The organism is Rhodococcus sp. DN22, from assembly GCF_036669995.1.
In the GTDB taxonomy this organism is placed as follows: Bacteria; Actinomycetota; Actinomycetes; order Mycobacteriales; family Mycobacteriaceae; genus Rhodococcus_F; species Rhodococcus_F erythropolis.
Map to the genome: position 1 here is coordinate 3,660,896 of NZ_CP133326.1, position 17,236 is coordinate 3,678,131.

Below are 17,236 nucleotides of genomic sequence, written 5' to 3' on the forward strand. Positions count from 1 at the left end.
TTTCACGCACTCAAACGTCAGGAGCTTCAGCGGATGAACAACGACACGGTGGGACCAAAGTCCGACGACGATTCCGGGGCTGAACCGATCGGCTCCAACACCATCCCACCGAGGGGCCCGGAGCGCGAAACCAAGGGGGCGGCCGCTTTTCTCCGAAGCCGTAGAACGGCAGTCGCGATCACCGCAACGACGCTGGTAGTGGGCGGTTTCGTGGCATGGCTCGGGTACACGGCATACGAGGCGAAAGACAACCTGGAGGCGGCTCGCGACCACGCACAGTCGGCGAAGAGCGCTCTCCTGGCCGGAGATACGGGAGTCGCAGAGTCTGCCGCGGCGGAAGCCGATCGCGCAGCATCGGCCGCATACGACAACACCCATTCACTCCCCTGGAACATCACCGCCGCAATTCCCGTCATCGGGTCGCCATTCGAGTCGACGCGCCAGATGACCGAGGTCGTTCAGGGGCTTACGCGTGACGTTCTCGGCCCTGCCGTGACTACCGGAACTTCACTCGCACCAACGGAATTGGTGCAGCCCGGTGGGCGCTTGGCACTCGCACCGTTACGCGAAGCGGAACCGAAACTGGCCGAAACAGCTATCGCCGCGGAATTGCTGTCGTCGCAGGCACAGGAAGTTCCCGAATCGAAGTACCTGGGCCGAGTTAACGATGCCAGAGCAGAATTACAGTCGCAGACAAGCGAACTGGCTACCCTCCTGACGAACACCGCCACCGCGGCGCGCATCGCACCGGCGATGCTCGGCACCGACGGACCGCGCAACTACTTCATCGGTTTCCAGACCAATGCGGAAGCGCGAGGAACCGGCGGCCTGTTGGGTGGATACGGCATCGTCCGAGTCGACAACGGCGCCGCTCGGGTGGACACACTCTCCCCCAACTCCGAACTAACACTGGACAATCAACCGATAGACCTTGGTCCTGACTTCAACCAGCTGTACGGAAACAGTCGCCCGACCACCGATTCTCGCAACAGCAACCTCAGCTCGCACTTTCCCTACGCAGCGCAGATCTGGCAGTCCCTGTGGTCACAGGAGTCCGGGGGTGAGATGGTCGACGGTGCGATAGCGACCGATCCGATCGCCCTGAGTTACATCCTCGAAGCGGTAGGACCGATCAAGATGCCCGACGGAGAGTCGGTCACCGCCGACAACGTCGTGGAACTGACCGAGTCGACTGCGTACGCTCGCTTCCCTTCCGACAACAAGGCACGAAAGCAGTATCTGCAGACAATCGCAGCTCGTGTCGTGGAGAAGATGACCGGGAACATCAAGTCGCCGAGCGCACTGCTGGAAGCTCTGGGCAAGAGCGTCAGCGAGGGCAGAATCGCCGTGTGGAGCTCTCACCCCGACGAACAATCGGTTCTTGCCGACACCGTCCTCGGGCACACCATTCCCGATGATGCGGTTCCGTATGCCGGTGTGGTGATCAACAACCAAGCCGGCAACAAGCTCGACTACTACCTCACACGAGAAATCGACTACACAGCCCAGACGTGCACCGGCGACACCCGAAAGACAACGGTCACCGTTCGACTGACCAACAACGCGCCCGACGCCGACCTGACCGAATATGTCAGCGGGATCGTCGACAACCCCGGACGACTGCCCAATGGCACCAATGTGGCTGCAGTCACTCTGCTTGCGACAGCCGGCGCCAAACTCGATGCCGTCTCCGTGGGTGGACAGATTTCGTTTGCCGTCAACGGAACTGAACAGGGTCACCCGGCCTACATGACCAGGGCCGTCATTCCGCGAGGCCAGACGGTTGAGCTGAAGTTCGATCTGACCGAGCCCACAGCCGAGGGCGAAGCTCGCGTACCGGTCCAGCCGCTGGTCGACGACCCGAAGATTACCGTCGACGTGCCTACCTGCTGAGCTTGACCGGCAAACGTCGACGAGGCCCCTGGCATGTCGCCGTTTGTCGGGCTCGTGAACTTTCAGCAGATTTGAAACTTTGGCGAAGGCTAGCCTATGCTTCCTGGAGCGCCTGGAACCGGCCGTCGGCTGCGATCCGTCGGAGTCTCACTCCTCGGCGCATCGACAACGGAAGGTTCCCCATGCGATACGCCCGTGTGCGCTCACTTCGCCGAACTGTGGCGCTGAGTGGATTGGTCATTGCCGCCCTGGTAATCGGCGGATGCAGTAACAAGGACACCGCAACCGAATCGAGCAGCAGCGACTTCAAAACCGTCACCATCGAAAGTGCGCTCGGAAACGCCGTCATCACCGAAAAGCCCGAGCGAATCGTGACTCTCGGCATGGGGTCGGCGGAGACCGTAATCGCGCTCGGCACGATCCCCGTCGGCGTCGAAAAGTACGCATGGGGCAGCGACGACACCGGGTATCTGCCGTGGGTCCACGAAGCGGTCACGAAGCAAGGTGGCGAACTGCCAGAGCAGTTCACCGGCGGAACCGATCTCAACATCGAGGCGATCATCGCTCTCGAACCCGACCTGATCCTCGCCCCGTGGTCCGGCATCACACAGCAGCAGTTCGACTCACTCAACGCGTTCGCGCCGACCGTCGCCTACGCCGAGAGCCCCTGGACCATCACGTGGGAAGACCAGATCAACGTCATCGGCAAAGCCATGGGTGAATCCGAGAAGGCGACAGCCGAAATCGACAAGATCAAGTCGCAGTTCGCGGAATCGACTGCAGCACATCCGAACTACTCCGACGTCAGCTTCTCCTTCATCTACAACACAGGCCCAGGAACCCTCGGCGTCTTTTTCGCCGAAGAGCAGCGTGTGGCCATGGTCCGCGCACTTGGCCTGCAGGTGGATCCCGTCGTCTACACCTTGACGGAATCTGAAGGAACAGACTCCGCCGTCATCGGCCTCGAGAACGCAAACCTCCTCGACAAGTCCGACCTGCTCTTCACCTTCTACTCGGACCCGGCCAATCGGGCCGAGATCGAAGCGCAGCCCGCTTACCAGGCAATCCCCGCTGTGGCTCGGGGAACTGTCATCGCTCCGACCGAACAGCCCTTCGTCACCGGTTCCTCGATGATCAACCCTCTGACCGTGCCCTGGTCGCTCGAGCGCTACGTGCCGATGATCGACGAGGCAATCGCGAAGCTGAACAAGTGATGTAGATCAGCATCGTGCGATCGAGAAATCCGCGTCCTATTCGGACGCGGGTTTCTTGCCGTCGCGTTCAGCTTTGAATCGCATCCACTCACTGCTCAGCATGCGATTGTCGATGATCCACCCCATGTAATCGCGCATGTTGAGCACACGAATGTACGCGGGACCGTTGGGATTTGCGTACTGCAGGGCCTCGGTCGCAAGCTTGCGTTGATTCTCGAGATACACGTGCTCTGTTTCGAGGAATCCGCCCCACACGTCGGAATCCATGACGTAGTAGTGAGTCCGATCCCGAGGCTTGCGCGTGAGCTTGACGAACCCCCGGTCGATCAACCGACGAATGTAGGTGGACACCGATCCGCGACTTGCTCCGAGTGCCTGCGCCAACTCTTCGGCGCTGACCCCTGGCGACTCGCTGATCAGCAGATAGCCCGCAATACGTCCTTCGATGCGGGCCCCACCGCCGGACTGCCAGTACACGGAGAACTGATCGATAAACCACGTGGAGAAGTCGTCACCGCGAGCAGGGCTGGCATCGCCCATTCGTTGAGCCTCCGACGTCTCTGGGTACGAACAATTCGCCACTATTGTGCCAGCAACACCGTCACCGAGCCGAAATCACCAGCCCTGGAGTGGTTGCGATGAACTCGAGCTGTTCGATTGTCAAAGGCGACGCCGATGTGGAGCCAGCCGATGTCACGAACTGGGTCACCACTACTGTTTCGCCGGAGGGGTGAACAACCCGGACCGTGTCATCGCCCGAGCCATCGGGATCGACCAGGCGAGTCACGGTGGTGGAGCCTGGCAACGTCAGTGTGTCACCCGGTTCCGGCACAGCGTTACCAACTGATATTTCGACATCGCTGCTGCCGTCCGCTGTCGAGGCGACGATCCGCTCGCACACTCCTCCCTGTCCGTAATCATCTGGAACCAACGAACCGAGCGGGCGCTCCAAAGTGACGCCTGCCGCGCCGAGATCCTTCCAACGTGCATCGAGCAACTGATTCAGTCGGTCGATATCCATGCGCGACGCAGGTGGACCGGCATTCACAGAATCGGTGTAGCAGGATGCCATCGGCGGCGGCGTCGAGTCTGGAACCGGCGCAGTCACCGCAAGCCCCGGCGCGGTCGCTAACGCGATCAGTTCGTCCATCGTCAAGAGCGGGGAAGCATCCGACGAAGTTCCGGTCGACGTGTCGACGCTGGCAACAACCCGGGATCCATCACCGAGATACGCGACGACTCCGCGCTCGCCCCCGACTTCCGAACCGTCTTTGTCTTCGAAATCGGCTCTGTCCTCGAAATCGGCGATGTCGAGCACTGTTCCGTTTTCGAGATGCTCCCGCCGATCCACCAGACCCTCCAAGCACGGCGGCACCGGCTGATCCCATGCACGCACCTGAACCGAGATATCCGCAGTCCGCCCGACGCGAGTCAAGGTTCCCTTCGCCGACGTAGAACCGCTGAACTCGATCGGGTCGACCCCGTCAGGAAACGAGGCACCCCGGTAATTCTGGATCGGCGCAAACTCGAGCGATTTCGATGGACTCGCAAATGCAACGTCGACATCGGAAGGCAGCGATTCGAGTAGTGCGTCGCTCATGGCGGTGGCCTTCGGTCCCGAGAACCATGGATAGTCCGGGTCGTCATAACCGGGCTCACCGGCAAAACCGTAGTTGATACGCACCGGCGGACCCGGCGATGCCACCGAATCGCAGCCGGGAATCGACGTGCCCGTGTCCTCGTTCGTCACCGCCGCGACAACAGTTCCCAAGGCGACGATCGAGACGATCACCAGCCCGTCACGCCAGGTCCATTGCTCGCGGCGACGGTTCGACTCGTGTGCGGTGCGCCCAGACATTTCTCGATCATTGCCTACGGCAACAACTACGTCACTATCCGACATACCCAGTGAGGTCGTAAACCGTGGAATTTCCCACGGTCGTCGATGCGAAATTGGCTTCGACCCATTCCTGGATGGCACTCGACGTGCTGTCCCCGCTTTGGCCCTCTCTCTGGCTTCCGCCCTGGCTACCCGCAATGTAGTAGTGAATTTTTCCGTCTGCCACGTACTGGATGAATTGATCCAATGTCGGTGCGGGATCGGAACTCCAACCGCCGATCGCCATCACCGCGGTATTGCTGGCCAACTCGTAGGTCGCTGCGCTTTGCGAACCGTTGGTCGCGGCCGACCACGTGGTGCCCGCATTGACCAGCATTGCCGTCAACTCGGAAGCACTTTCGCTGCCGCTACTCAGTTCTTGCCCGTTCGACGCCGGATTTACAGTCGCGTCAGAAGAATTCGGCGGAGCGTCACCGTTTTGCAGCTCTGGGCCCCCACCCATGCCTCCTCCCCCGCCGATTCCGGAGTCGGACACGGCGCCGGTCGGTCCGGCCGTCGGGATGGACCCACCGTGCGCTGTTGCGGCAGTGGCAATCGCGTAAGACGCAGAACCGGTTATCCCTGCCAACGATCCAAGAATCAATCCAGCGACAGCGAGCTTGCGAAATCGATCCTTAGCTCCCACGAGAACCAGGATCGCGCCGACGACAGTGCCCGCCAACAGAATCCACTTCAGCATCGGCAGCCAGTCGGCATTGCGGTGCAACAACACCCAGCTCCAGATTCCTGCGGCCAGCATCGTCGCAGCCAACCCGCAACGTCCGATCCAACGGGCACGGACCAACCACAGAGCGTATCCACCGGTCCCGATCATCCCCGCGACGGCGGGCGCCAGCGCAACTGTGTAGTAGGGGTGGATCGTGCCGGACATGTAGCTGAAGATCAGGCCGGTAACGAGAAACCAGCCACCCCAAAGGATCAACGACGCACGGACAAGATCTGTGCGCGGTGCGCGCCCACAGGCGAGCAGGCCGAACACCAGCGCAATCAAAGCCGCAGGAATAAGCCAGGAAATCTGGATACCCATCTCGCTGCCGAACAGCCGTTCGAGTCCGGCACTTCCCCCGAAGCTCGAACCTGCACTGCCACCGGCCATTCCGCCACCGCCACCGGTGCTCCCGAAAAGTCGACCCAATCCGTTGTATCCCACTACCAAGTCCATGACGCTGTTGTTGGTCGATCCGCCGATGTACGGGCGAGAATCAGCGGGCCACAGCCACACTGCCAACACCCACCACCCAGCCGATATGACAACGGACGCAGCACCGATCACCAGGTGGACCAGGCGAGTCCGCAAGCGCACCTGTCCGGCGATCAAATACGCGGCACCGAATGCAGGCAACACCATCAGCCCTTGCAGCATCTTGGTGAGAAAGGCAAAGCCCAGCGCTACTCCTGCGAGCGCCACCCACATCGCGGCTCGACGACCGATCGCCGTGCCCATAGCCCGAATCACGAAGTAGCCGGCAAGAGTCATGAGCAGAACCAACAGTGCATCAGGATTGTCGAACTTGAACATCAGGGCGGCAGCGGGCGTAGCTGCCAACACAGCTCCCGCCACCAAACCCGCAGCGGGCGACGCCACTCGTTTGACGGCCGCATACACGAGCGCAACTGATCCGACGCCCATCAACGCCTGCGGAACTAGAAGACTGGCACTCGAGAATCCGAAGATTCGTCCGGACACACCCATGACCCACAATGAAGCGGGCGGTTTGTCGACCGTGATGAAATTCGAGGTATCGAGGGAACCGAAGAACCACGCTTTCCAATTCTGGGAGCCGGCCTGCGCCGCCGCAGCGTAGAAGGTGTTGGCGTAGCCACTCGCGGTCAGATTCCACAAATACAGGACTGCCGTTGCCGCCAACAGGATCGTCAGCGCCAATCCTGCACTGCGCGTGCGGAACCACGACGGCGAGGGCTCCGCGCGATGGGCAGTTGGTGCCGGCCGCCGAGGCGGGGCCGAATGCAGAACGGCGGTCATCAGGAAGTCCCTTCACGAGTTACTGTCCTGCCAACGATCGCGTCTCCAACCCTGGCGGCACTGGGAGCCGGCTGGAAAGTTGCTGTGAATGGCTCAGGTCAGGGAGCGCTCGAACAGCACGACGCTGAACCAACCGGTGTCGGCATCGTCTCCGAAGTCACGACGCCCTACCTCGGTAAAACCGGCGTCCAAGTAGTAGCGGCGCAACCGCACGTTGGTTTCTACACAATCGAGCCGCAGGTACTGCGCGTTCTCGTCCGCGGACCGTCGATGGGCCCAGACGAGTAAGCGTTCGCCCATCGAGGTTCCCGAGAATTCTCGATCGATAACCAATCCGTGCACGTAGCCGGCAGGCTCGTTCGAATCGGGCCAGACCACAGGGTCCGACCAGATCAACCGCAGGGCACCGACAATCCTCGACTGCTCCCGGTCTCGCGCAACAAAGAACTCCCCTCTCGAAATCTGCTGCTCGACCTGCTCGACAGACACTTCACGCGGGCGCCACTGGATGATTCCGCGTTCTGCCAACCAGTCTTCTGCCGCGTGCCGCAGCGCCAGAATCTCCGGCCCATCGGTCTCGACCGCTTGCACAACGTCCACAACCATATGACCTCCCCCATATCTGCAGCCGTTCACAACAACACGGCCTCCAGGCCCCAACCCGGGTGTATCTACGAGTTGAAGCCTATCGGCGTGAAGTTGTGCGCCTGAACGGGTGTCACCACTCAGTCAGGTTTTGAATGTGGTGTTGGCCGGCCGTGGGTGCTGCCCGGGGTCGATCGAGGGTGGCGGGATGAACCAGGGTTTGTTGTCGACACCGATCCGGATATCCCATTTCCCGACGAACCCTGATTTCCGGTGCATCAGCCGGTGATGTGAACGGCACAGCAGGACCAGGTTGTTCATCACCGTCGGCCCACCGTTCGCCCAGTGCCGGATATGGTGCGCATCGGTCCACGCCGGTACACATGTGCAGCCCGGGAACGCGCAGCCCTTGTCTCGGGCGATCAACGCCACTCGCTGTTCGGGGGTGACCAATCGTTTTCCGGGTTTCGCATCGAGCGGTGCGCCGTGATCGTCGAGCAGGACGGTGGAGAGGAAGCAGTCGCAGCCGAGGAGTCTGGTCTGTGACACGGACAGTGGTCCGAGCCACGGCATGTGCCCGACATCAAGATCAGACACAGCCACTCCACCACCAGCCATGGAGGGTGTTGCGGCGCAGTCCCGATGCTCAGCCAGATCCCGAGCATTGATGTGCACATTCACATGCGGACGCTGACCACCATCGGTGCCAGTCCTCGCGCAGTCCAGGTAACGCCGGATCAGTTCGGTGAACCCGTCCGCGGTCCGCTTCGCCGCCGACCGAGCATCGGGAGTCCCGTCCGGTGCCGGGGTCGGCATCGTCAGATTCGACAGGGCCGACAGCAGCATTTCACCGGTGAGAGCGCCGAAATCACCACGCACCACCACCCGGCCGTTCAAGGTCGACGCGATCCGCAACTCATTGAGATCGACATCCTCGGCGGGCGGGATCTCATCCGATTCGAACAACCGCTCCAAGGTCGCGATTACGTTCCGCACCTTCGTCGTCGTCGCCTCCACACCCGACGCAGCAGCCAACAACAAATCGATGCACTTCGGGAGCGCCTCCTCCGGCATCCCCTTCGGCGGTGACTCACAGAACGCCACGATCAACACCGCATGCTCGAACGAACAATCCCCGCCATCGAACCGAGCCGCCACCGCAGGAAACGGCCGCAACGCCGCACCCAACACGGCGATCTTCTTCCCGTCCCGAACCTGCAGCATCGTGTTCGCCGCCAACCACGCACCCACACCGCGGCTGGCAATCACCTGATCATCGGAACGCAACGAAAGTTCGTCGACCACCGCCACACGAACGGCTTCCAGGCGCAGAATCTCCGCACTCGCCTCGACAGCAGCAGCACGCAACTCGGCAGCAGTCAACTGCCACAACCGTCCGCGCAACCCCACCGCAGAACCTGACACCACATCCGACAACAAGACAGTCATTGAATCCCCCGATCCCCTCCTCAAATCATACTCGAACACCCGTTCGAGTCAAGAGTGGTAGACCTCGAGCGCCCGCGCTACCGATTCGTCACCCGCAGGTAGCAACGGCAGTCGCACATGGGGAGTCGGAATCTGTCCCAACGCATGCAATACGCCCTTGATCACAGTCGGGTTCGGTTCGGAAAACAGAGCTCCGGACAGCTTCGACAAACTCCGCCCGAGGTCACGGGCGCCGTCCACATCGCCACTGTCCCAAGCTTTTACCAAGCGGACGAACTCAGCGGTCGACACATGAGCGGACGCCAAGATGCCACCGGCCGCACCCAAGGCCAGAAGAGGCGCGAGAAATAGATCATCCCCCGCCAGTACGGCGAAGTCGCCCGGAAGATCCGCGAAGAGTTCGACGGCAGCTGCGTCGATACCGCCCGCGGCATACTTCACACCAACAACCCCGGGCAAAGTACCCACCTCCTGTAAAGTGCCGCTGTCCAGATCGCACGCAGTCCGGTACGGCACGTGATAGACGATCAGCGGCACTGGGCTCGACGACTGCAGATGCGCGAAATGCGCCACCACACCGGCTTTCGAAGGCCTCGTGAAGGAGGGAACCGGCACCAACGCCGCCGAGACCTCAGGCCACCGAGCCAGCCTCCCGAGCGCCTGCGCACTGGCCACCGTGTCGTTACTGCCCGCGCCGACGATCAACGTCGCGCCTCTCGCACGGCACACATTCGCACAGATATCCAGAACGGTCACTCTCTCCTGCTCGATGAGTGTTGCGGCTTCCGCTGTAGTCCCCAGCGCAACGAGTCCGACCGCACCCTCGGAGAGGACCTGGTGCGCAAGCTGTTCGAGTGCATCGGTTGCAATACGACCGTCGCTCTCGAAGGGCGTGATCAGTGGAACATGGATTCCGGCCAGGTCAACTCGAGTCGTAGTCATAGAACTCAGCCTCACCGAACAAACCTTGTAGGTCTAGTTCGCATTTCCATCGTCGAGCGTAAGCTGAGCTGATGCTCGATGTTCGCCGACTGAAGCTCTTGCGCGAACTAGCGCTGCGCGGAACCATCGTTGCCGTTGCCGAGGCGCTGTCGTTCAGTCCCTCCGCGGTGTCGCAGCAGTTGGCCGTCCTCGAACGTGAAGCCGGCGTGCCGCTGCTGGAACGAACAGGCCGTCGCGTCCGACTCACACCCGCCGGTGAGAACCTCGCACGTCATGCCGAAGCCATCCTGCAACGCCTGGAGCAGGCGTCAGGTGAATTGGTCGACGCACGTCGTGGACTGGCGGGGCCGCTGCGCATTGGAACGTTCCCGACCGCGGCACGGGCGATCCTCCCGGCGGCATTGATCGCCCTGTCTCGCGAGCATCCCGGGTTGGAACCGATGGTTTCGGAGATCGACCCGGCGGACGTCGCCGACGACCTACGAGCTGGGACTCTGGACTTGGCGTTGATTCACGACTACGACTTCGTCCCTCGCCCCACCGAACCGGGCCTGACGACATTGCCGCTGTGCAGCGAAGCCGTGTACCTCGCTTCGAGTGACATCGAGTCAGATCCCCACGACGCTGTCGCATCACTGACCGACTGCGTAGAACGTCCCTGGATTACCGCAATTCCCGGAACTGCTTGTCATGCAATGACTATTCGCGCATGCCAGGCAGCTGGATTCACCCCGAAAGTGCGACACCACATCGACGAATTCGCCACCGTTCTCGCCCTCGTCGCTGCGGGACAGGGTGTTTCGCTGGTTCCTGAACTCGGAGCAATCCATCCGCCGCTAGGTGTGCGCCTGACGCCGATGCACATTCGACGAAGGACGAAGATTGCACACCGAGCGGGCTCCGACGCTCACCCGGCGGTCGCAACCGTGACAAACGCGCTTCGCTCGGCCGTCCCGCAACTGCTCGACGCCGAGCAATAGCGACACCTACATGTCGAGCCCGAGGTCGAGGACCGTCACCGAGTGCGTCAAGGCACCGACAGCGAGGTAGTCGACGCCGGTTCGGGCGTACTCTGCGGCAACGTCGATGGTGAGACCACCGGATGACTCGAGTTTGGTTTCTGGAGCAACAGCGTCTCGGCGCTGGACCGCGATCTGCGTCTGCCACAGCGGGAAGTTGTCCAGCAGAACAAGTTCCACATTCTCCGCCAGCACCTGATCGAGCTGAGTGAGGTTGTCGACCTCAACTTCGCACTCGATGTCCGGGGCGAGCTCACGGACCGCACGAAGTGCTGCGACCACCGAACCGGCAGCAGCAACATGGTTGTCCTTGATCAACGCCGCGTCGCCCAATCCCATACGGTGGTTGACGCCTCCGCCCACGTGGACTGCATATTTCTGCAGAGAACGCAGTCCGGGCAGCGTCTTTCGGCTGTCCCGCACTTTGGCATGAGTGCCGGCGATGGCGTCGACCCACTGTGATGTCGCCGTGGCGATTCCCGAGAGATGGCAGACGAGGTTGAGCATCGTGCGCTCTGCCGTGAGAAGTCCGCGGGTGGGCGCGACAACGGTGAGCACCGATTGACCTGGCGCAACCCGAGTTCCGTCGGCCACCCGATCAACGACCTCGTAGTTACCCGCGCCGATCACCTCGTCGAGAACAAGCAGTCCGACGTCGATGCCGGCGACAGTACCCGAGGAGCGTGAGACGACCGACGCCTTCGCGACCGCATCGGCGGGAACCGTTGCGGTAGAAGTGATGTCGGGTCCATAGCGCAGATCCTCGTCCAGAGCGAGCCTGACCAATGTGAGCAGCTCGTCACGGTCGAGCGGCGCGGGCAGGATCTTCTGCTCGGTCATCAATGAACTCCTGTCAACAACATGTCGGGTATTTCGAGCGCTCCGTCGGCACCCATCTTGATCCGAGTGCTGCGACGCTGATTCGGATCTGTTTCAGGATAGTCGGTGCGGGTATGGCAGCCACGGCTCTCGGTTCGCGCCACGGCCACGTCGACCAATGCAGTCGCGGTCAACGTGAGCGCCGCGTCTTCGAGGTCCGGAGCAGCCACCGCCACTGTCTGTTCGGCGTCGGCAAGCGCGGCTCGCGCAATCTGGAGACTGCCTCCGTCGCGAACCACTGACGCGTGTGCCGTCATGACGGACTGCACGGTCTCTCGCGGCAGGATCGGCATCGGCTTGCGCACCACGTTGACCACTTCGGCATGAACCTCGCGACGCTCGGCAGCTGCGATTCCTGCACGCTCCCCGACTACCAAACCCTCGAGAAGGCTGTTGGACGCAAGACGATTCGCGCCGTGCAATCCCGTGCGAGCCACTTCGCCTGCTGCGTAGAGACCAGGCACTCCCGTTCGTCCATGGACGTCGGTGGCGACTCCGCCGCACGAATAGTGCGCGGCCGGGGCGACCGGAATTAATTGGGTGCGTGGATCGATGCCCGCTTCGAGGCAGGACGCCGTGATGGTCGGGAATCTCGAATCGAAACCGTCGAGCTTGCGAGCGTCGAGATAGACGTGATCAGTGCCGAGATCGCGTAGGCGTGCTGCGATTGCCCTCGAGACCACGTCACGCGGGGCGAGATCACCCAGCGGATGAACACCTGCGGTGACCGAATCACCGTTGGTGTCGACAAGAATCGCGCCCTCGCCGCGGACCGCCTCACTGATCAGGGGTCGGCGGCCTACCCCGCCCGGAGTGAAGAGCACCGTCGGATGGAACTGAACGAACTCCAGGTCCGCAATCGCCGCACCGGCTTCGAGTGCCAACGCGATTCCGTCGGCAGTCGCTCCGGGCGGATTTGTGCTGCAGGCATACAGCTGACCGAGTCCGCCGGTAGCGAGCAGCACCGCGGGCGCATGGATCACTCCGAGGCCTTCCGGCGAGGAGACGATGAGTCCGCACACCCCACGCCGGTTGGTCACCACCTGGACTGCCGCTGCACCGAACAGAACGGGGAGCCCGGCAGCATTGAGAGCCCGCTGCACTTCCGCGCCAGTGGCGTCGCCGCCGGCATGGATGATCCGACGCGTGCTGTGCCCACCCTCGCGGGTGCGCGACACCTCGCCGTCTCGCCCGCGATCGAAGACCGCTCCCAACGCGGCCAGCGCAGCAACAGCGTCGTGACCAGCTTCGACGATGGAATAGACGGCTTCCTCGTCGCACAAACCGACGCCGGCCTCACACGTATCCGAAACGTGCGACTCGACGGAATCGGTATTCAGATCGTCGACGACCGCGATGCCGCCCTGCGCGTACTGAGTCGCGGTGTCCGTCGGACCGCCCTTGCTGACCGTGAGTACTTTCAATCCCCGCAGAGAAGCGGTGCGCGCAGCGGTGAGGCCCGCGACACCGCCTCCCACGACGACCAGGTCGGCATGAGCCTCCCAGGCGAAACGCCCGGCAGGGCTGGTCACTCGCCGCCGCCCGGATTACCGATCTCGATCATGCGCTGCACCGACTTCTGTGCACGCTTGGCCATCTCGAGATCGACGTGGACCTCGTCCTTGCCCTCGAGAAGGCAGCGAAGCAACGCGGCAGGCGTGATCATCTTCATGTACGGGCACGACGCGCGGTCGTTGACGGCCTGGAAATCGACGTCGGGCGCTGCCTTGCGCAACTGGTGCAGCATCCCGATCTCGGTCGCGACCAGAACCTGCTTGCTCTTGGTGACGCGGGCAGCGTCGAGCATTCCGCCGGTGGAGAGAATCTTGACCTTGTCCGCGGGGACCGCGCCTTCACCTGCTAGGTACAGAGCCGAAGTAGCGCAACCACATTCAGGGTGCACGAACAGCTCGGCGTCCGGGTGCGACTTGGACTTGGCCGTCAGCTCGTCACCGTTGATGCCGGCGTGCACGTGGCACTCACCAGCCCAGATCTGCATGTTGGTACGGCCCGTCACGCGCTTGACGTGAGCTCCCAGGAACTGGTCCGGCAGGAACAGAACCTCGCGGTCGGGATCGATCGAGTTGACCACGTCGACCGCATTGGACGAGGTGCAGCAGATGTCGGTGAGACCCTTCACCTCTGCGGTTGTGTTCACGTACGACACCACCAGGGCGTTCGGGTTGTCGGCCTTCCACTCACGAAGCTGCTCGGCATTGATCGAGTCGGCCAGAGAGCAGCCGGCTCGCTCGTCCGGGATCAGCACGGTCTTGGACGGCGACAGGATCTTCGCGGTCTCGGCCATGAAGTGCACACCGCAGAAGACAATCGTGTCCTCGGGCGCCTCGGCAGCGATTCGCGACAGCGCCAGGGAGTCACCGACATGATCGGCGACGTCCTGAATCGCAGGCAGCTGGTAGTTGTGCGCAAGAATCGTCGCGCCGCGTTCGCGAGCCAGACGTTTGATCTCAGCGGCCCACTCGGGGGTCGCTTCGACTCCGTTGTATCCGCCGGGGCCGTCGTGAATCTGCGAGGCCGATCCCTCCCATAACGTCGTGGTCGTCATGGCGTTCTCCTTCACCGTGAACCCGGGCTCGTCACCCAGTTCAAATCCGGACGGGCTGGCCCGGATTTCCGTATTCGAGGTTTTCGACTTAGGATCGAAAACGTGCCCAATAGTAACACCACCCACGAAGTGCTTGCAGCGGTGTTCCAAGTTCGCACCTTCCCCGCAAGCATCGCCGCAGGTGACGGCGATCACTGCCCGCAAGGTCGTGAAGAGTTGGCCGTGCTGCTGTGGCAGCGTGCACTCAACCCACAGAAGGGCACGTGGTCCCTGCCCGGGGGCACTCTGCGCGACGACGAGGACCTGACGACCTCCGCTCGACGACTCCTCGCCGAGAAGGTCGACCTACGAAAGGTCGCCCACCTCGAACAGCTCTCCGTCTTCAGTGATCCACAGCGCGTGCCGGGTCCGCGCCGCATCGCGTCGACCTTCCTCGGACTCGTTCCCCTCAGCGCCGACCCACAACTGCCACCGGACACGGCCTGGCACCCCGTTTCGAAGTTGCCGGAGATGTCGTTCGACCACGGAACCGTCGTACGGCACGCGCGCAATCGACTTGCCGCGAAACTCTCGTACACCAACATCGCATTCGGGCTGGCCCCGGAAGAATTCGCGATGTCGACACTGCGCGAAATCTACTGCGCTGCCCTCGGTTACCAGGTCGATGCCACCAATTTGCAACGCGTGCTGGGGCGTCGAGGCGTTCTGACTCCCACCGGCAACACCGCACCGTCCGGCAAGTCGGGTGGACGTCCACCCGCCCTGTACCGTTTCACCGACTCCACCTTGCGGGTCACCGACGAATTCGCCGCACTACGGCCGCCAAGCTGACACCGATCGCACTGTCAGGCAACAGCTTCGAGACTTCCGCGCTGCAACCACACCGAGGTCACGGCGCCGGCCGGATCGATGACCCGGTTGATTACACCGAACCGAGTCGTCACCCGATCGAGAATCCGATCGGCCTGCCAACGATCCGTCGGATCGGCGACAATCGCAAAGAAGCGATGGGCAGGTTTTCCCGCCATGACGCGAACCAATTCGGTGACCGTCCGCGCCGTGACTGCCACGCTCCAACCAGCGTCGAGAAACTCGGCGGCCGTGCGCGCACCGTGCTCGAATCCGATGTCCGTGACAAGTACAACTCCCCTGTTGGCGGCGTTCTCTGAAACACTCATTGCCGAACCTCCACTCGGAATCAATCTTCTTGACTCCTATGTAAGTCCGCAATCTTGTGCTTCCCTTGTGCTGGTTCTGTGAGAACTCTGGGGAATTGCGCGCCCCACCTCAGACAGCCCTGGAAAGGCCCGCCCAGAAGACCGTCGAGGCCGCGTTCACCACCTCGCCCACCGGCACGTCGCCCAACATTCCGCCCGCAGCAAGCGTCGCGACGCCGTGGAACGTCGCAAAGGCAACCAGCGCAATACTTTCCGGATCACCGGCGGCAATGTCACCTGCGGCCTGAGCTTCCGAAACGAGCCGGACGGTCAGGTCCATCGTCGCGTGCCCCGCGTTGACGACAGTTTCGGCGGCGCCCGGCGCATGCTTGTTGCTGTACATCAGAGAGAGCAGGCCCGGATGCTCCAGCGCAAAATCCACGTAGGCATTGGCGAGCGAGGAGAACCGGGCCCTCGCGGTCGGTGGAGCATCCGCGACTGCCCGCTCGAGCGCACCGGTCATCCGATGGAATCCACTTTCGGCCAAGGCATCGAGCAAAGCCTGGCGATCACGAAAGTGCTTGCCCGGAGCCGCGTGGCTCACGCCCGCCTCACGCGCGAGTTGCCTCAGCGACAACTTGTCGACGCCATCTCGTTCGAGTGTTGCTTCGGCCGACGCCAGGAGTTCCTGTCGCAGGCTGCCGTGATGATACGGCTGTTCGTGGGCGGGCATGGTGGCACCATATCAAAATGTTGTCATTGACAACTATGGTGTCAGTGCCTACATTTGGGATCACCCGAACCGAAGGAGCCACCATGGCCATCGACGTAGCCGGAACCACCGTCCTCATCACCGGAGCCAGCGCTGGGCTCGGAGTGGAATTCGCTCATCGCTTTGCCGCTCGCGGCGCAAACCTGGTTCTGGTCGCCAGGCGGGCCGACCGCCTCGAGGCACTCGCCACCGAACTCCGTGGCGCCCACGGCATCATCGTGACAGTCCTGCCCGCCGACCTGGCCGCACCCGGCGTCGGTGCATCGCTGCACCAGGAGCTGACAAACCGTGGCATCACCGTCGACTCGCTGATCAACAACGCCGGATTCGGAACACACGGGGCATTCGTGGACGAAGATCTCGAGCGCGTCACGTCCGAGATTCAGCTCAACATCGCCACGCTGGTCGAGCTGACACACACATTCCTGCCCGACCTTCTCACCGGCCGCGGAGCACTGGTCAACGTCGCCAGCACAGCGTCGTTCCAGCCGACACCGGGCATGGCCGTCTACGGCGCGTCCAAGGCGTTTGTACTCAACTTCACCGAAGCACTCTGGGCCGAAGCTCGCGGCAGCGGATTGACTGTATTGGCGGTGTGCCCCGGTCCGACGCGCACCGAGTTCTTCGACGTAGTCGGCTCCGAAGACGCGGCGGTCGGGCGAATGCAGACGGCAACTCAGGTGGTGGACACCGCTTTCCGAGCACTGGATCGACGCTACGCGCCGCCGACCGTCGTATCGGGACTGCCGAACTGGGTGTCCTCGATCAGCACTCGCTTCGCAACCCGCCGGTTGGGCGCGCTGATTTCCGGGCGACTGTTGGGTGACGTGCGAATGAAAGCCGAAACCAAGCGTTCGTCGACCTCGCCGGCGTAGC

Annotated in this window: 16 protein-coding genes; 5 read left to right on the forward strand and 11 right to left on the reverse strand. The window is 62.4% G+C overall.

Translation table 11 applies throughout. From position 1 onward, the window contains the following. Positions 1 to 33 precede the first annotated feature (33 nt). Both RA302_RS16570 and RA302_RS16575 read left to right on the forward strand, forming a co-directional pair. Positions 34 to 1,893: a DUF4012 domain-containing protein gene (locus RA302_RS16570; RefSeq protein WP_070161654.1), complete on the forward strand. Its 1,860-nt coding sequence runs from the start codon at positions 34 to 36 to the stop codon at positions 1,891 to 1,893. Between the two features lie 182 nt (positions 1,894 to 2,075). Further along, positions 2,076 to 3,107: an iron-siderophore ABC transporter substrate-binding protein gene (locus RA302_RS16575; protein ID WP_070161652.1), complete on the forward strand. Its 1,032-nt coding sequence runs from the start codon at positions 2,076 to 2,078 to the stop codon at positions 3,105 to 3,107. A 36-nt stretch (positions 3,108 to 3,143) separates the two neighbouring features. Here RA302_RS16575 and RA302_RS16580 read toward each other — a convergent pair whose 3' ends face one another. From RA302_RS16580 to RA302_RS16605, 6 genes are all read right to left on the reverse strand, one after another. After that, positions 3,144 to 3,647 carry a MarR family transcriptional regulator gene (locus RA302_RS16580; RefSeq protein WP_003942377.1) on the reverse strand — a complete coding sequence of 168 codons (504 nt, stop codon included), beginning with the start codon at positions 3,645 to 3,647 and terminating at the stop codon, positions 3,144 to 3,146. Between the two features lie 61 nt (positions 3,648 to 3,708). Continuing rightward, positions 3,709 to 4,965, reverse strand: coding sequence for a hypothetical protein (locus RA302_RS16585; RefSeq protein ID WP_065352561.1), 1,257 nt, complete (start codon positions 4,963 to 4,965; stop codon positions 3,709 to 3,711). Between the two features lie 34 nt (positions 4,966 to 4,999). Beyond that, positions 5,000 to 6,991 carry a glycosyltransferase family 39 protein gene (locus tag RA302_RS16590; RefSeq protein WP_083291622.1) on the reverse strand — a complete coding sequence of 664 codons (1,992 nt, stop codon included), beginning with the start codon at positions 6,989 to 6,991 and terminating at the stop codon, positions 5,000 to 5,002. 93 nt (positions 6,992 to 7,084) lie between these two features. After that, positions 7,085 to 7,597 carry a GNAT family N-acetyltransferase gene (locus tag RA302_RS16595; RefSeq protein WP_047272184.1) on the reverse strand — a complete coding sequence of 171 codons (513 nt, stop codon included), beginning with the start codon at positions 7,595 to 7,597 and terminating at the stop codon, positions 7,085 to 7,087. A 123-nt stretch (positions 7,598 to 7,720) separates the two neighbouring features. After that, positions 7,721 to 9,025 carry a DUF222 domain-containing protein gene (locus tag RA302_RS16600; protein ID WP_338477320.1) on the reverse strand — a complete coding sequence of 435 codons (1,305 nt, stop codon included), beginning with the start codon at positions 9,023 to 9,025 and terminating at the stop codon, positions 7,721 to 7,723. Positions 9,026 to 9,073: 48 nt separating this feature from the next. Then, positions 9,074 to 9,967 (reverse strand): dihydrodipicolinate synthase family protein, encoded by an 894-nt coding sequence (locus tag RA302_RS16605; RefSeq protein WP_070160581.1) that lies wholly within the window; start codon positions 9,965 to 9,967, stop codon positions 9,074 to 9,076. A gap of 71 nt (positions 9,968 to 10,038) precedes the next feature. On the opposite strand from RA302_RS16605, the gene RA302_RS16610 reads away from it, so the two are divergent. Continuing rightward, a complete protein-coding gene (locus RA302_RS16610) occupies positions 10,039 to 10,947 on the forward strand; it encodes a LysR substrate-binding domain-containing protein (RefSeq protein ID WP_070160579.1) in 909 nt (302 codons plus the stop codon). Between the two features lie 6 nt (positions 10,948 to 10,953). Here RA302_RS16610 and nadC read toward each other — a convergent pair whose 3' ends face one another. The 3 genes from nadC to nadA are packed head-to-tail and all read right to left on the reverse strand — an operon-like array spanning position 10,954 to position 14,431. Continuing rightward, on the reverse strand, positions 10,954 to 11,826 hold the full coding sequence (gene nadC, locus RA302_RS16615) for a carboxylating nicotinate-nucleotide diphosphorylase (protein WP_003941805.1): 873 nt from the start codon (positions 11,824 to 11,826) through the stop codon (positions 10,954 to 10,956). Further along, positions 11,826 to 13,397 (reverse strand): L-aspartate oxidase, encoded by a 1,572-nt coding sequence (locus RA302_RS16620; protein ID WP_338477321.1) that lies wholly within the window; start codon positions 13,395 to 13,397, stop codon positions 11,826 to 11,828. The genes nadC and RA302_RS16620 overlap by 1 nt, the downstream gene beginning before the upstream one ends. Further along, positions 13,394 to 14,431, reverse strand: a complete 1,038-nt coding sequence (nadA, locus tag RA302_RS16625) for a quinolinate synthase NadA (protein WP_003941702.1) — start codon at positions 14,429 to 14,431, stop codon at positions 13,394 to 13,396. Before nadA ends, RA302_RS16620 begins: the two co-directional genes overlap by 4 nt. A 102-nt stretch (positions 14,432 to 14,533) precedes the next feature. Between nadA and RA302_RS16630 the strand changes: the two genes are divergently transcribed. After that, positions 14,534 to 15,262 carry an NUDIX domain-containing protein gene (locus tag RA302_RS16630; RefSeq protein WP_007733069.1) on the forward strand — a complete coding sequence of 243 codons (729 nt, stop codon included), beginning with the start codon at positions 14,534 to 14,536 and terminating at the stop codon, positions 15,260 to 15,262. Between the two features lie 14 nt (positions 15,263 to 15,276). Here RA302_RS16630 and RA302_RS16635 read toward each other — a convergent pair whose 3' ends face one another. Beyond that, on the reverse strand, positions 15,277 to 15,609 hold the full coding sequence (locus RA302_RS16635) for a short-chain dehydrogenase (protein ID WP_030537093.1): 333 nt from the start codon (positions 15,607 to 15,609) through the stop codon (positions 15,277 to 15,279). A gap of 109 nt (positions 15,610 to 15,718) precedes the next feature. Next, entirely contained in the window at positions 15,719 to 16,321 is a 603-nt protein-coding gene (locus RA302_RS16640) for a TetR/AcrR family transcriptional regulator (protein WP_007733070.1), read from the reverse strand. Positions 16,322 to 16,404: 83 nt separating this feature from the next. Here RA302_RS16640 and RA302_RS16645 point away from each other — a divergent pair, with 83 nt between their 5' ends. Beyond that, on the forward strand, positions 16,405 to 17,235 hold the full coding sequence (locus tag RA302_RS16645) for an SDR family oxidoreductase (RefSeq protein WP_037126834.1): 831 nt from the start codon (positions 16,405 to 16,407) through the stop codon (positions 17,233 to 17,235). Position 17,236 lies beyond the last annotated feature (1 nt).